The sequence below is a fragment of the Alteraquisediminimonas sediminicola genome (assembly GCF_019740335.1).
Taxonomy (GTDB): Bacteria; Pseudomonadota; Alphaproteobacteria; order Sphingomonadales; family Sphingomonadaceae; genus Alteraquisediminimonas; species Alteraquisediminimonas sediminicola.
On the sequence record NZ_JAHXZS010000001.1, the window covers coordinates 1,013,257 to 1,028,120 of the forward strand.

A 14,864-nucleotide genomic window follows, 5' to 3' on the forward strand; every position below is an offset into this window, starting at 1 on the left:
ACGTTATCAACTGCGCCAGTGCGAGGAACCAACATGACCGGCACAACTCCCGTCAACGTCTCCGACAGCTCGGCGCCTGAAACTGTTATTGTGCGTCACAGCCGCATCGCCTGCGACGGCGCATCGGATATTCCCGGTGGCGCGGCGCTCGGCCATCCCCGTATCTGGTTGCAGATGGATGAAAGCGGCTCGGTCGACTGCCCTTATTGCGACCGCCGCTTCGTGCTGGCAGACGGCCACACCGCGTCAGACCATTAATCTGATCGCCGTTGCGCGCTCAATAATCGGCGCGCGCGAGATGCCGCGCTTCCAATAAATTCCACAGGCCGCGATGCTGGGCGACCAATTGCTGCGCCCCGAACAGGATCGCGCGCTCGATCCCCGGCGTCGTCGCATAATGGGCCGCCATCGCCAGCGTATCGCCTTCCAGCGGCAAGCCCAAGGGGATCGGCGTCATACCCAAGCGCGTCGCCGCGCGGTCCAGCACATTTCGCACAGCCACCCAATCCAGCACCAGCGCAATCGCCGCGCCCAGCGCACAGCCGTCACGATCCGAACGCGATAGAATTTCAAGCGCGTGCCGCTGGCTATTCACCGTCGACACGCTTTCGGCCTGTCCCGGCGTCGATGGCTGAGGACCAACCTCGACGGCCAATTTGTTCATGTAGCGGCGCTCTTCGGCGAACGCCTCAATTACCTTCGCCATCCATGCGCCGATGACCGGATCGGCCGTCATATTCGCCGCAATATCAACCACGCCGGGATGGCGGCCATGCAGCACGCACAGATAATGCACCGCATCGGCCAGATTGCGCCCCGCCGTCCGGCTCTCGCTCATGCCCGGCCCACGGACATAGGACCGGCTGATGGTCCCTTCTTGCCCGACCAGCGCCCAGATTGCAGTGTCGATGCCAGCAACGATGCGCTGTTGTGCTTGACCCTGATACATGACTGCCATCCTCTGCGGTTTGGGCAAGGAAGCGCACTGCCCCGGCCAATTGATGGAACCGGCATAATGAGATCAGGTAAACATCCAGTTTATGAATATATAAATCTCGCCGATTTGCGACGAAATGAGGCCTAAAAGCGGATCAACCACGGTCAGGCGAAAAGGAAACGGCGCGGCCCCTTAACAAGGACCGCGCCGCCAAAAATCAGCTTATTTATGTACGAAGCTTATTGGTCGAGGAAGCTGCGCATCTTGCGTGACCGGCTCGGATGTTTGAGCTTGCGCAAGGCCTTGGCTTCGATCTGACGAATACGTTCGCGGGTCACGCTGAACTGCTGACCCACTTCTTCCAGCGTGTGATCGGTGTTCATGCCGATGCCGAAACGCATCCGCAGCACACGTTCTTCACGCGGGGTAAGCGATGCCAGCACGCGTGTCACTGTTTCCTTCAGATTCGCCTGAATCGCCGCATCGACCGGGATAATCGCATTCTTGTCCTCGATGAAATCACCGAGATGCGAATCTTCCTCATCGCCAATCGGCGTTTCGAGCGAGATCGGTTCCTTGGCGATTTTCATCACCTTGCGGACCTTTTCCAGCGGCATCGACAGACGTTCCGCCAATTCTTCCGGCGTCGGTTCGCGACCGATTTCATGGAGGATCTGACGGCTGGTACGGACCAGCTTGTTGATCGTTTCGATCATATGCACCGGGATACGGATCGTCCGCGCCTGATCGGCAATCGAGCGCGTGATCGCCTGTCGGATCCACCAGGTCGCATAAGTGCTGAACTTGTACCCACGGCGATATTCGAACTTATCGACGGCCTTCATCAGGCCGATATTGCCTTCCTGAATCAGATCGAGGAACTGCAAGCCACGGTTGGTGTATTTTTTCGCAATCGAGATCACGAGCCGCAAATTCGCCTCGACCATTTCCTTCTTGGCGATACGCGCTTCGCGTTCGCCCTTCTGGACCATGTTGACGATACGCCGGAATTCACCGAGCGACATGCCTGTCGCCTGCGCGATTTCGGCGATTTCGGCGCGAATGCGTTCAACGGTATCGACTTCAGCGTCGGCAAAGGCCGCCCATTTCTTATCGATGCCACGGACCTGTTCGACCCAATTTTCATCGAGTTCATGGCCGATATAGGAATCGATGAACGATTTGCGATTGACCTTGTGGCGCTCGGCCAGCCGCAGCATCTGCCCGCCCAGCGCGGTCAAACGACGGTTGAAGCTGTACAGCTGATCGACCAGATATTCGATCTTGCTGCCATGAAACTGCACGCTTTCCACCTCGGCGGTGAGGTCTTCGCGCAGCTTTTGATATTCGTCTTCCTGCTTTTGCGGGAAACCGACGCCCGAACCGAGCGCATCCAAACGCTGGCCCTGCAATTTGGCAAAGCGGTGATAAAGCGAGGTGATCGTGGCAAATCGCTCAAGCGCCATCGGCTTGAGCTGTTCTTCCATCTGGGCGAGGGAAAGGGTGTTGTCCTCCTCTTCCTCTTCCACTGGCCGCTTGGCGCGGCGTTCGGTCAGGCCGTCTTCGTCCTCATCGCCATCGGCCGATTCTTCCTCGACCTCATCTTCTTCCTTGAAGCTCGGCCCGGCGGTCTTTTCCGAAATCTCGCCATCGCCATCGACATCGTCATCGGTCAGGCTTTCCGGCGCCGGATCCTTCGACAGCATCGCATCGAGATCCATGATCTCGCGCAATTGCATCGTGCCTTCATTCAGCGCGGTCGACCAATCGATGATCGCGTTGAACGTGATCGGGCTTTCGCACAGACCGAGAATCATCGTGTCGCGACCGGCTTCGATCCGCTTGGCGATGGCGATTTCGCCTTCGCGGCTCAGCAGTTCGACCGCGCCCATTTCGCGCAGATACATCCGCACCGGATCATCGGTACGATCGATGGTTTCCTTCTTCTTTTCCTGCGTCATCAGGCCGGAGCCATCGCCGTCGCCGTCATCTAGGCCGGTGACTTGCTCTTCGGCATTATCGTCCTGATCGCCGTCTTCGCCCGCTTCTTCGTTCTCGACGATGTTCACGCCCATGTCATTGAGCGCGGACATGATGTCTTCGATCTGCTCGGACGACATCTGATCCTGCGGCAGCGCCTCATTGAGCTGATCGTACGTCAGATAGCCCTTTTTCTTCGCGCGCGAGATCAGCTTCTTGATGGAGGCTTCATTGAGGTCGATCAGCGGGGCATCGCCTGCTTCCGCCTTATCTGTCGAATCCGTCATATCTGCCTTTGCCATAAGTGACCCTTATACCCCATCTTGCCCCGATCCGGCGTCTTGCACCAGATCGGCCAGCCGCGTCTCCGCCGCCTGTAGCGCCGCCCGCAGCCGCTGCTGCTCCGCAAAGCTCGCTTCGTCCAACATTGCCGTGAACCGCCGATCGGCGTCCCCCAGCGCAGTTGCAATTTCCACCCGCTCGGACAACGCGTCGATCAACTCGATCAACTCACGCCGCGCCCGCCCGGAATCTGCCTTGCCACGCAAAAAGGAAAAGGCAAGACCCTTGTCGGAACTCGTCGTCCCGCCAATGCCATGCAATCCCTTTTCCGCCAATATGGTAGCCACGGCCTGTGGTTCAAGCTTTGTTGAAGAAAAAGCTATATCTAAAAGTATATGGCGCAGCGCATCATCGCGCCGATCGGTGATCGGCATGGCCGCAATCGCCTCTGCCCGCTCCGCAATGCACGCCGGAAAACGCGCCAGCCCTTCCAGGATCGCACGGCTGAAACCCGCCTCGACCCCGCCCTGCGCCAGCGCCAACGTCCCGGCGCGCACCGGCGGCAATGGCGGTTGCCAGCCCCCCTTGCCGCCCCCGCGCATCTGGCCACGCCGCTGGCCCGTACCTTGCGGCACCCACGCATTCTGGCGCATCGGCGCAGTATTGCGCGGCTGCCAACCGAATTTCTCATCGAAGCGGCGGCGATATTCCTCGCGATATTGCTGGCGAATATCAGGCTGCTGGATCGCCTGCGCCAACTCATTTAATCGCTGCTTCAACCCGGCGCGTTCTTCCGGCGTCGCCAATGGCCCGGATGCAAGCTCATGCGCCCACAACCGATCGACCAAAGGCTCGGCAGTGTCCGCCAACCGCTCAAACGCCCCCGCCCCGCCGCTTTTCACCAGATCATCCGGGTCTTGCCCTTGCGGCAGGGTGATAAATTGCAACGACTGCCCCGGCTGCAACAACGGCAAGGCGCGCAACGCGGCGCGAATCGCCGCCTTCTGCCCCGCCGAATCGCCATCGAAGCACAACATCGGCACATCCGTCATCCGCCACAGCCGCTCAAGATGCTGCTCGGTCAGCGCCGTGCCAAGCGGGGCGACGACATCGCCAATCCCGACCTGCGCCAGCGCAATCGCATCCATATAGCCCTCGACCACGATCACCCGCCCGCTCTTGCGCGATGCGGCCAAAGCAAGGTCGAGATTATAAAGCGTGCGCCCCTTGTCGAATAACGGCGTATCGGGGGAGTTCAGATATTTCGGCTCACCATCGCCCAAAATCCGTCCGCCAAAGGCAATCACCCGCCCGCGCGCATCGCGGATCGGGATCATCACCCGGCCACGGAACCGGTCATAAGGCTCCTTGCCCTCGACCGAGATCAACAGCCCCGCCTCGATCAGCATATCATCGCCGAACTTTGCGAGCGCCGCACGCAGCTTGCCCCGGCTATCCGGCGCAAACCCCATGCCAAAACGCTCAATCGTCGCCCGGCTCAATCCCCGGCGGACGAGATATTGCTGCGCCTCCGCCCCCGCAGAGGACGCAAGCTGCGCCACAAACCATTCGGCAGCGGCAGCCATCACATCATGCAGCGAATTCGCCCGTTGCTGGCGCTCCGCCGCGCGCGGATCGGGCGCAGGGACATCCAAATTGGCGGCCGCCGCCAATTCCTTCACCGCATCCATGAACGGCAGGCCGCGCTGATCGGTCATCCAGCGAATCGCATCGCCATGCGCCCCACAGCCAAAGCAGTGGTAAAAGCCCTTATCGTCGTTGATCGTGAAGCTCGGCGTCTTCTCGTTATGAAAGGGGCAGCACGCCTTATATTCGCGCCCTGCCTTGGTGACTTTCACACTCTTGCCGATCAGCGCGGACAACACTGTCCGCGCACGCAATTCATCGAGAAAGGCAGGGGTCAGGCTCATGGATTAAGAAAGCGCACCCTTCACCAAGGCGCTCGCCTTGCTCATATCGAGGCTCGCGGCATGGCGTTCTTTCAGCTCCGCCATCACCTTGCCCATGTCCTTGACCGAGGTCGCACCCAGTTCCGCCTTGATCACTTCAATCGCCGCGATGGTTTCCGCTTCGCTCATCTGCGCGGGCAAAAAGCGTTCAATCACCACGATTTCCGCGGCTTCATTGGCGGCGAGTTCTGGCCGCCCGCCCTTTTCAAACATATCGATGGATTCGCGGCGCTGCTTGATCATCTTCTGCATGACCTCAATCACCAGCACATCATCATCGCTTGGCGCTTTGCCGGTGCGGGCCTCGATGTCGCGATTCTTGATCGCTGCCTGAATCAGGCGAATCGTCGCCGTCCCGGCCTTGTCCCCGCCCTTCATCGCTGTGACCAGTGCATTCTTGATATCGTCGCGAATCATGCCATAACTTCCATTAATTTCGGTAAGTCGTGCTCCTAGCCGTTCCTGTGCTGCTTTAATAGATTGACGCTGGCGGTTCGCATCCCTAGTCGGATGCCTTGCAACATCGCGATGACGAATCTTACCCAAGGAGTGCCCGCCCTATGGCTGACGCCGCTTATCCGCCTGCGCCAAATAACGCGACAGGGGCTATTGTTCTGGCGTCTGGCGAGGTCATCTGGGGTCGTGGATTCGGGGCCGCTGGCGCTGCCGTGGGCGAAATCTGCTTCAACACATCGATCACCGGCTATCAGGAAATCATGACGGACCCGAGCTATGCCGGGCAGATCATCAATTTCACCTTCCCGCATATCGGCAATGTCGGCACCAATGCCGAAGATATTGAGGCGACCAACCCGCACGCACTCGGCTGCATCGTGCGCGAGGACGTCACCAACCCATCAAATTATCGCAACTCCGGGCATTTCATCCAATGGATGACCGCGAATGGCCGCATCGGCATCTCCGGCATCGATACCCGCGCACTGACGCGCCGCATCCGCGAACAAGGCGCGCCCAATGGCGTGATCGCGCACAGCCCGGACGGCAAGTTCGACATCCCCGCCTTGCAGGCGATGGCCAAATCATGGCCGGGGCTGGAAGGCATGGACCTCGCCAAGCCCGTCACCACCCTGCAAAGCTATGATTGGGCAGACGGGCTTTGGACTCGCGCCAATGGCTATGACGCGAACAGCGCGCAAGCCACCGGTCCGAAGGTCGTCGCGATGGATTTCGGCGTGAAGCGCAACATCCTGCGTAACCTCGTCGCGGCAGGCGCGCGCGTAACCGTGGTCCCGGCGACCGCGTCGTTCGAAGACATCATGGCGCATAACCCGGACGGCCTGTTCCTCTCGAACGGCCCCGGCGATCCGGCGGCAACCGGCGCGTATGTCGTACCGGTGATCCAACAATGGCTGGAAACGGGCAAGCCGTTGTTCGGCATCTGCCTTGGCCACCAGATGCTCGGCATCGCGATTGGCGCGGAAACGTCGAAAATGCACCAGGGCCACCGCGGCGCGAACCACCCGGTCAAGCGCCTGTCCGATGATCGCGTCGAAATCACCAGCATGAACCACGGATTTGCGGTCGACAGCACGACCCTGCCGAAAAATGCGCGTGAAACCCATGTCTCGCTGTTCGATGGCTCCAATTGCGGGTTCGAACTCGCCGATAAGCCCGCGTTCAGCGTCCAATACCATCCCGAAGCCTCCCCCGGCCCGCAGGACAGCCATTATCTGTTCGAAAAGTTCGTGGGGATGATGACCGGCGAAAGTGTGAATTAAGACCATGCCCAAGCGCACAGACATCAAATCCATCCTCATCGTTGGTGCAGGCCCGATCATCATCGGTCAGGCATGCGAGTTCGATTATTCCGGGACGCAGGCCTGCAAAGCGCTGCGCGAGGAAGGCTATCGCATCATCCTCGTGAATTCGAACCCGGCCACGATCATGACCGATCCGGACATGGCCGATGCGACCTATATCGAACCGATCACGCCCGAAATCGTGGCAAAGATCATCGCCAAGGAACGCCCGGACGCGATCCTGCCGACAATGGGCGGCCAGACCGCGCTCAACACCGCGCTGGCGTTGTTCAACGATGGCACGCTGGCGAAATATAATGTCGAAATGATCGGCGCGGATGCCGAAGCGATCGACAAGGCCGAAGACCGCATCAAATTCCGCGATGCGATGGACAAGATCGGCCTCGAATCCGCGCGCTCGGGCATTGCCCATTCGGTTGATGAGGCGCTCGCCGTGCTGGAACGCACCGGCCTGCCCTCGATCATCCGCCCGTCCTTCACCATGGGCGGCACCGGCGGCGGCATTGCCTATAACAAGGATGAATTTCTCCAGATCGTGACCGGCGGCCTCGATGCCTCGCCGACCACCGAAGTGCTGATCGAAGAATCGCTCTTGGGTTGGAAAGAATATGAGATGGAAGTCGTGCGCGATCGCAACGACAATGCCATCATCATCTGCTCGATTGAAAATATCGATCCGATGGGCGTCCACACCGGCGATTCCATCACCGTCGCGCCCGCCCTCACGCTGACCGACAAGGAATATCAGATCATGCGGAACGCGAGCATCGCGTGCCTGCGTGAAATCGGCGTCGAAACCGGCGGCTCGAACGTGCAGTTCGCGGTCAATCCCAAGGATGGCCGCCTGATCGTGATCGAGATGAACCCGCGCGTGTCGCGTTCATCGGCGCTCGCGTCCAAGGCGACCGGCTTCCCGATTGCGAAGGTCGCGGCCAAGCTCGCGGTCGGCTATACGCTCGATGAAATCACCAACGACATCACCGGGGCGACGCCTGCATCATTCGAACCGACCATCGATTATGTCGTGACCAAGATCCCGCGCTTTGCCTTTGAAAAGTTCAAGGGCGCGGAACCTTTGCTCCACACCGCGATGAAGTCGGTCGGCGAAGTGATGGCGATTGGCCGCAACATCCATGAATCGATGCAAAAGGCCCTGCGCGGGCTGGAAACCGGCCTGTCCGGCTTCAACTTCATCGATGAACTGAAGGGCGCCTCCAAGGACGATCTGACCGCCGCTTTGTCGCGCGCGACCCCGGATCGCCTGTTGATCGCCGCACAGGCATTGCGCGAAGGCATGACCGTCGCCGAAATCGCCGCGATTGCGAAATTCGATCCATGGTTCCTTGAACGGCTCGAAGAAATCGTCGCCGCTGAACAGGGCGTGATGGACAATGGCCTGCCGCGCGATGCTGAATCCTTGCGCGCATTAAAGGCGATGGGCTTTTCGGACGAACGTCTCGCATTTCTCGCGCTGCAATCGGCGAATCTCAAATCCGGCCTCGCCAGCGCCGCCGCCAGCAGTGGCGGTCTGGTGCATGAGGCACTGACGGCGATGACCGGCGGCGTGACCGAAAAGGAAGTGCGCGCGCTGCGCCATCGTCTCGGCGTGCGTCCGGTGTTCAAGCGAATCGATACCTGCGCGGCGGAATTCCTCGCGAAAACGCCCTATATGTATTCGACTTACGAAAGCCCGATTTTCGGCCAGCCGGAATGCGAAAGCCAGCCGACCGACCGCGAAAAAATCGTGATCCTCGGCGGTGGCCCAAACCGTATCGGTCAGGGCATCGAGTTCGATTATTGCTGCTGCCATGCGTGTTTCTCGCTGTCGGAAGCGGGTTATGAAACGATCATGATCAACTGCAACCCGGAAACGGTGTCGACCGATTATGATACGTCGGATCGCCTGTATTTCGAACCGCTGACTGCTGAAGACGTGTTGGAAATCCTCCATGTCGAACAGCAGAACGGCACGCTCAAGGGCGTGATCGTGCAGTTCGGCGGCCAGACCCCGCTCAAGCTCGCACAGGCGCTCGAAGATGCGGGCATCCCGATCCTCGGCACCTCGCCCGACGCCATCGACTTGGCCGAAGATCGCGAACGCTTCGCCGCGCTGATCAACAAGCTCGGCCTGCGCCAGCCGGACAATGGCATCGCCCGCAGCCGGGAAGAAGCCATCGCGGTCGCCGATAAGATCGGCTATCCGGTGCTGATGCGCCCGTCTTACGTGCTGGGTGGCCGCGCGATGGAAATCGTCGACACACAGGCGCAGTTGGAAAATTACATCCAGACGGCGGTCAAGGTCTCGGGCGATAGCCCCGTCTTGATCGATCAATATCTGCGCGATGCGATTGAAGTCGATGTCGATGCGATTTCGGATGGCACCGATGTCGTCGTCACCGGCGTGATGCAGCATATCGAAGAAGCCGGGGTCCATTCCGGCGATAGCGCCTGCTCGCTCCCGCCCTATAGCCTGTCGCAGGACATCATCGAGGAAATCGAGCGCCAGACCGATGCACTGGCCCGCGCCCTGTTCGTCAAGGGCCTGATGAACATCCAGTTCGCGGTCAAGGACGACAAGGTCTATCTGATCGAGGTCAACCCACGCGCCAGCCGCACCGTGCCGTTCGTCGCCAAGGCCATCGGCCAGCCGATCGCCAAATTCGCCGCCCGCGTCATGGCCGGTGAAATGCTGGCCGAACTGCCGAAGATCAATCGCCACATCAAACATATCGCGGTCAAGGAAGCCGTCTTCCCGTTCGCGCGCTTCCCCGGCGTCGATCCGGTATTGTCCCCGGAAATGAAATCGACCGGCGAAGTCATGGGCATCGACAGCGATTTCGCGACCGCATTCGCCAAGGCGCAATTGGGCGCAGGCACGATCCTGCCCGAATCCGGCACCCTGTTCGTATCCGTCAAGGATAGCGACAAGGCCGTGATCCTGCCCGGCGTGCGCCAATTGGCCGATTTCGGCTTCAAGGTCATCGCGACTGGCGGTACTGCCGATTATCTGATCGCGCAGGGCGTGAACGTCGAAAAGGTCAACAAGGTCGCCGAAGGCCGCCCCAACATCGTGGACAAGATCAAGGATGGCGAAGTCGCCATGATCTTCAACACCACGGAAGGTTGGCAATCGCTGAAAGACAGCCAGTCGATCCGCGTGTCCGCCCTTTATGGCAAGGTCCCGTATTTCACCACTGCCGCGGCCTCCGTCGCCACGGCAAGGGCGATTGCAGCCCTGCGTGCGCATGAACTTGAAGTTCGCGCACTCCAGGACTATTAAGGGCCACTAACTTCAATCCCGACATCGTGAGGTTGTATGGCGCTCCAACCCGGAGCGTCACGGGAGCGTTTTGACGAAAGGTTCCGAGTACATGGCATCCCCAGAGAAAATGCCCATGCTGGAAGAAGGCTATCGAATGATTGCCGAGGAGCTGACGCGCCTCAAGATGATCGAACGTCCGGCAGTCATTCAGGCAATCGAAGAAGCGCGCGCCCATGGCGACCTCTCGGAAAATGCCGAATATCACGCCGCTAAGGAACGTCAGGGACAGATCGAAGCCTCGATTGGCGATCTGGACGACCGCATGGCCCGCGCCATGGTCGTTGATCCGAAAAGCCTGTCCGGCGACAAGATCGTGTTCGGCGCGACCGTGACCTTGCTCGATGAGGATGACAAGCCGATCACCTATCAGCTCGTCGGCCAGATGGAAGCGGACGCCAAGCGCGGTCGCATCTCGTACAACAGCCCCTTGGGCCGTGCGCTCATCGGCAAGAAGGTCGATGACGAAATCGAAGTGACCGTGCCATCGGGCGACCGTTGGTATTGCGTGTCGAAGATCGAGTTCATCTGATGATCGAAGCCGAATTCTGGGATTATGACACCGCCACCGAACTGGCGGATGCGGTAGCGGGCGATGTCGGTTTCATCATCGAAAGCGCACTCGATGCGCGCGGCGATGCCGTGATTTCGGTGCCGGTCGATGACATATCGATGCCGATTCTTGAAAAATTGGCCAAGCAAAAGCTGAACTGGAAGAAAGTCACCATCTTCCCGACCGATGATCGCCTTGTGCCGGTCAGCGATCCGCTCGCCAAGGTCACGCCTTTGGCCAAGCTGTTTCTCCCGCTCGGCGCGCGCGTGATGCCGATCGGCAGCGACACCAAGGATTATAAATCCGCGGGCAAGGCCGCCGATGCGCGCCTGCAGGACTTGCAATGGCCCTGCGACCTGATCTGGCTTAGCATGGGCGAAGACGGCCACACCGCCGCGATCTATGCCGGTCCCGATCTGGATGAAGCCTTGAACGGCCCGAAAGAACGTCGCGCTTTGGGCGTCATGCCGGAACCGATGCCGAAAGACGCCCCCGTCGCCCGCGTCACCTTGTCGCGCGCAGCGATTGCGTCCGCCCGTTCGCTGATGATCGTCACCAAGGGCGACAATCGCCGCGAGCTGCTCGAACAGGCGATTGAAGACGGCACGTCCTCAGCCCTGCCCATTGGCCGCGTGCTCGCCGATCTGGAACAGCCCATCGACATTCATTGGTGCGGGTAAAAGTTTTTTAGCCCCTCAAACGCCGGGCGGCGACACCCCCTTCCCTTTGGTGTCGCCTTGGCTTTCCTCTCAATAAGGCGCGGCAGCCGGTCGTCCTTGCGGCACTGCGTACATTTGGCGGCAATTTCCAAGGGCAGTAACACCACCCGTTTCGCCATGCTAAAGCGCACATCAGCCCCTAAATGAGGGAAAGCGCACCGCTCCTATCATATTGCAACAACATCTCCTTGCACGTCGGACTCCCGACCCGCTATGCATCCCCCCATGTCCGATGAAGATCTCTTTGCCGCGCCGGGTGCTGTCGTTGGCACCTATGATGCCTCCACCATCGAGGTGTTGGAAGGGCTCGAACCCGTACGTCGCCGTCCCGGCATGTATATCGGCGGGATCGACGAACGCGCCTATCACCATCTCGCCGCCGAAGTGCTCGACAATGCGATGGACGAGGCCGTGGCCGGCCATGCCAATCGGATCGAAATCAACCTGCAACCGGGCAATCGCCTGACCATCACCGATAATGGTCGCGGTATCCCGGTTGATCCGCACCCCAAATTTCCGGGCAAATCCGCGCTCGAAGTGATCCTCACCACGCTCCACTCCGGCGGCAAGTTCGAGGGCAAGGCCTATGCCACCTCGGGCGGCCTGCACGGCGTCGGCATCTCGGTGGTCAATGCCTTGTCCACCGACACGGTGATCGAGGTCGCCCGCAATAAATTGCTCTATCGCCAACGCTTCGCACGCGGACTGGCGCTTGGGTCCATTGAGGAAATGGGTCCGGTCGCCAATCGGCGCGGCACGTCCGTGTCCTTCACCCCGGACACCGAAATTTTCGGCGACACCGCCCATTTCAAGCCCGCCCGCCTCTACCGCCTCGCCCGCTCAAAAGCCTATCTCTTCGCCGGCGTCGAAATCCGCTGGAAATGCGCCGCCGAACTGATCGGTGACGACACGCCGAGCGAGGCCGTGTTCCAATTCCCCGGCGGCCTGTCCGATCATCTCAAGGAACAAATCGGCGCGCGCGAATGCGCAACTTCCGAATTCTTCGCCGGACGCCAAGACTTTGCCGATGAACAAGGCCGGGTCGAATGGGCGGTCGCATGGCCCTTATGGTCGGATGGCAGCTATAGCTATTATTGCAACACCATCCCCACCCCCGATGGCGGCACACATGAAGCAGGCTTACGCGCCGCGATTGTGAAGGGCATGCGCGCCTTTGGCGAATTGGTCGGCCAGAAAAAGGCCAAAGACATCGCCGCCGAAGACATTATGACCTCGAATGAGGTGATGCTGAGCGTCTTCATCCGCGACCCTCAATTCCAAAGCCAGACCAAGGACCGGCTGACCTCGCCAGAAGCTGCGCGACTGGTTGAAAACGCGGTACGCGACCATTTCGACCATTATCTCACCGATAATATGGAACGCGGCAAGGCATTGCTCGGCTTCATACTCGATCGCATGGACGAACGTCTGCGCCGCAAGGCCGAACGCGAGGTCAAGCGCAAGACCGCGACGTCCAAGCGCAACCTACGCCTGCCGGGCAAGCTGACCGACTGTTCGTCGGATGACCCCGCAGGCACCGAATTATATCTCGTCGAAGGCGACAGCGCGGGCGGCTCTGCGAAACAGGCGCGCGACCGCAAGACACAGGCGATCCTGCCATTGCGCGGCAAGATCCTGAACGTCGCCTCCGCCACTGCCGACAAGATCCGCGCCAATCAGGAAATCAGCGACATTACGCAGGCCTTGGGCTGTGGCGTGCGCGACAAATTCTCGCCCGAAACCCTGCGCTATGAACGCGTCATCATCATGACCGATGCCGATGTCGACGGTGCGCACATCGCCACCTTGCTGATGACCTTTTTCTTTCAGGAAATGCCCGAACTGGTCCGGCGCGGCCATCTCTTCCTCGCCCAGCCCCCGCTCTATCGCCTGACCGCGAGCAACAAGAGCTATTACGCCAAGGACGACGCCCATCGCGCCGAAATCGAGGCTGGCCCCTTAAAGGGCCGCAAGATCGAAGTCTCGCGCTTCAAAGGCCTTGGCGAGATGAACCCGCAGCAATTACGCGAAACGACAATGGACCCCAAATCCCGCACCCTGCTGCGCGTGACCTTGCCGGTGGAATATGAAGAACGTGCCGGGGTCCGCGATCTTGTCGATCGGTTGATGGGCAAACACCCGGAACACCGCTTCGCCTTCATTCAGGCCAATGCCGCTTATGTGGACGAAGACGCCATCGACGCGTGATTGATTAGCCCCGCCTCTTTGTTTCAGCCTCAAGCGCCGGGGGCGAGCATTCATCCGCTTAGGCGTGTGCGCCAATAAATCGCGGCAGGCTTTCGCTCTTGCGGCAGCCATGCCACCGTTGGCTTTCCCCACTTTCGTCATGCTGAACTTGTTTAGCTGCACGGGCCTTTGGGGCAGTATCTCTTCCACGCGCTGTGACAGATGCTGCCCCAAAGGCCGACGCAGCCAAACACGTTCCTCCAGACAAGCCCCCCACACCAGCGTCATTATGATAGTCATATCCGGCTATGAAATGGATCATATAATTCGATATATACCAATGGCTTAACTTTTCAGAACTAAATAACAGCCCTTATTCGCATCATATAGCGTTGAGCAAAAGGGTGATTCAATGACATATGCCGCTTGCCCGAATTGCAAAGAAATAATGTCACTTCGCAAGAAATTTTGCTCAAAATGTGAAACGGCATTCACCGCCACAACATTCGATAATTCTCAATTCGAATTTAACGCCTTCAATATCGGCGCGCTTGTTTTGGTGTTGTTCGTTTTCGTCACCACATGGGTGATGAGTGATAGCCCCGCACCTCCGCTCCCAGAAAAACCATCAGCAACAGGCAAAACGGATGCCACCGCCATTTATTATATCCTTACAATGATGATCAACCAATGTGATCAATCCAACGCCACCCTTATCGCCACTTCTAGCTCAGATGACCTTGGCGATGCATATTATGCCGCACATGCGATGGAGGTGGCCTGCACAGCGACCTATGCCACTATTGAAAGGCTGAAAATACCGACAAGCCTAGGCAGAAAGGTGCATGAAAGCCTGTCAAAAACCGTCAAAATCTGTGAAAATGAATATAAAAATCGCGCATTCACTGCCAGTCGATTGCAAGACATGATCAATGTCTGCGTTCCATCCGTCGAGAACATCGCAGAGTTGCGAGGGGTCATCACTGCAACATCGGACGATACGATCTTATGTTCCATAGGATTGGCAAACACGGCCAAGACAGCAGGGATCACACAGGCTGATTTGGCGATGGTAAAGATCAAATAAAAGATGGTCTAACCTGCTGCTACCTTCAGGCCAGACACCATTTTCATAT

11 protein-coding genes are annotated in these 14,864 nt (G+C 59.1%); 7 read left to right on the forward strand and 4 right to left on the reverse strand.

Annotation, left to right across the window (positions count from 1 at the left end):
• Positions 1-33: 33 nt before the first annotated feature.
• On the forward strand, positions 34-258 hold the full coding sequence (locus K6117_RS05035; RefSeq protein WP_221792592.1) for a zinc-finger domain-containing protein: 225 nt from the start codon (positions 34-36) through the stop codon (positions 256-258).
• A 19-nt stretch (positions 259-277) separates the two neighbouring features.
• Here the strand turns inward: K6117_RS05035 and K6117_RS05040 are convergent, their stop codons facing one another.
• The 4 genes from K6117_RS05040 to K6117_RS05055 all read right to left on the reverse strand — a co-directional run bounded on the left by K6117_RS05040 (position 278) and on the right by K6117_RS05055 (position 5,586).
• The gene (locus tag K6117_RS05040) at positions 278-958 is read right to left on the reverse strand and encodes a DUF6975 family protein (protein ID WP_246604815.1); all 681 of its coding nucleotides are present in this window, start codon (positions 956-958) and stop codon (positions 278-280) included.
• A gap of 218 nt (positions 959-1,176) precedes the next feature.
• Entirely contained in the window at positions 1,177-3,204 is a 2,028-nt protein-coding gene (gene rpoD / locus K6117_RS05045; protein ID WP_425514681.1) for an RNA polymerase sigma factor RpoD, read from the reverse strand.
• Between the two features lie 24 nt (positions 3,205-3,228).
• Positions 3,229-5,130, reverse strand: coding sequence for a DNA primase (dnaG, locus tag K6117_RS05050; RefSeq protein ID WP_221792594.1), 1,902 nt, complete (start codon positions 5,128-5,130; stop codon positions 3,229-3,231).
• A 3-nt stretch (positions 5,131-5,133) separates the two neighbouring features.
• Complete coding sequence (locus K6117_RS05055) at positions 5,134-5,586, reverse strand: GatB/YqeY domain-containing protein (protein WP_221792595.1); 453 nt, start codon at positions 5,584-5,586, stop codon at positions 5,134-5,136.
• A 143-nt stretch (positions 5,587-5,729) separates the two neighbouring features.
• Between K6117_RS05055 and carA the strand changes: the two genes are divergently transcribed.
• The 6 genes from carA to K6117_RS05085 all read left to right on the forward strand — a co-directional run bounded on the left by carA (position 5,730) and on the right by K6117_RS05085 (position 14,815).
• Positions 5,730-6,908: a glutamine-hydrolyzing carbamoyl-phosphate synthase small subunit gene (gene carA, locus K6117_RS05060; RefSeq protein ID WP_221792596.1), complete on the forward strand. Its 1,179-nt coding sequence runs from the start codon at positions 5,730-5,732 to the stop codon at positions 6,906-6,908.
• A 4-nt stretch (positions 6,909-6,912) separates the two neighbouring features.
• Positions 6,913-10,230, forward strand: a complete 3,318-nt coding sequence (gene carB, locus K6117_RS05065; RefSeq protein WP_221792597.1) for a carbamoyl-phosphate synthase large subunit — start codon at positions 6,913-6,915, stop codon at positions 10,228-10,230.
• Between the two features lie 91 nt (positions 10,231-10,321).
• The gene (gene greA / locus K6117_RS05070; protein WP_221792598.1) at positions 10,322-10,801 is read left to right on the forward strand and encodes a transcription elongation factor GreA; all 480 of its coding nucleotides are present in this window, start codon (positions 10,322-10,324) and stop codon (positions 10,799-10,801) included.
• Positions 10,801-11,502 (forward strand): 6-phosphogluconolactonase, encoded by a 702-nt coding sequence (locus K6117_RS05075; RefSeq protein ID WP_221792599.1) that lies wholly within the window; start codon positions 10,801-10,803, stop codon positions 11,500-11,502. Before greA ends, K6117_RS05075 begins: the two co-directional genes overlap by 1 nt.
• A gap of 264 nt (positions 11,503-11,766) precedes the next feature.
• Positions 11,767-13,749, forward strand: a complete 1,983-nt coding sequence (parE, locus tag K6117_RS05080) for a DNA topoisomerase IV subunit B (RefSeq protein WP_221792600.1) — start codon at positions 11,767-11,769, stop codon at positions 13,747-13,749.
• A gap of 427 nt (positions 13,750-14,176) precedes the next feature.
• Entirely contained in the window at positions 14,177-14,815 is a 639-nt protein-coding gene (locus K6117_RS05085; protein ID WP_221792601.1) for a hypothetical protein, read from the forward strand.
• The last annotated feature ends 49 nt before the right edge of the window (positions 14,816-14,864 follow it).

Bases quoted from the DNA above. Each gene is read 5' to 3' on its own strand.
- K6117_RS05035 (WP_221792592.1), top strand. From the start codon at position 34: ATGACCGGCACAACTCCCGTCAACGTCTCCGACAGCTCGGCGCCTGAA.
- K6117_RS05040 (WP_246604815.1), bottom strand. From the start codon at position 958: ATGGCAGTCATGTATCAGGGTCAAGCACAACAGCGCATCGTTGCTGGC.
- rpoD (WP_425514681.1), bottom strand. From the start codon at position 3,204: ATGACGGATTCGACAGATAAGGCGGAAGCAGGCGATGCCCCGCTGATC.
- dnaG (WP_221792594.1), bottom strand. From the start codon at position 5,130: ATGAGCCTGACCCCTGCCTTTCTCGATGAATTGCGTGCGCGGACAGTG.
- K6117_RS05055 (WP_221792595.1), bottom strand. From the start codon at position 5,586: ATGATTCGCGACGATATCAAGAATGCACTGGTCACAGCGATGAAGGGC.
- carA (WP_221792596.1), top strand. From the start codon at position 5,730: ATGGCTGACGCCGCTTATCCGCCTGCGCCAAATAACGCGACAGGGGCT.
- carB (WP_221792597.1), top strand. From the start codon at position 6,913: ATGCCCAAGCGCACAGACATCAAATCCATCCTCATCGTTGGTGCAGGC.
- greA (WP_221792598.1), top strand. From the start codon at position 10,322: ATGGCATCCCCAGAGAAAATGCCCATGCTGGAAGAAGGCTATCGAATG.
- K6117_RS05075 (WP_221792599.1), top strand. From the start codon at position 10,801: ATGATCGAAGCCGAATTCTGGGATTATGACACCGCCACCGAACTGGCG.
- parE (WP_221792600.1), top strand. From the start codon at position 11,767: ATGTCCGATGAAGATCTCTTTGCCGCGCCGGGTGCTGTCGTTGGCACC.
- K6117_RS05085 (WP_221792601.1), top strand. From the start codon at position 14,177: ATGTCACTTCGCAAGAAATTTTGCTCAAAATGTGAAACGGCATTCACC.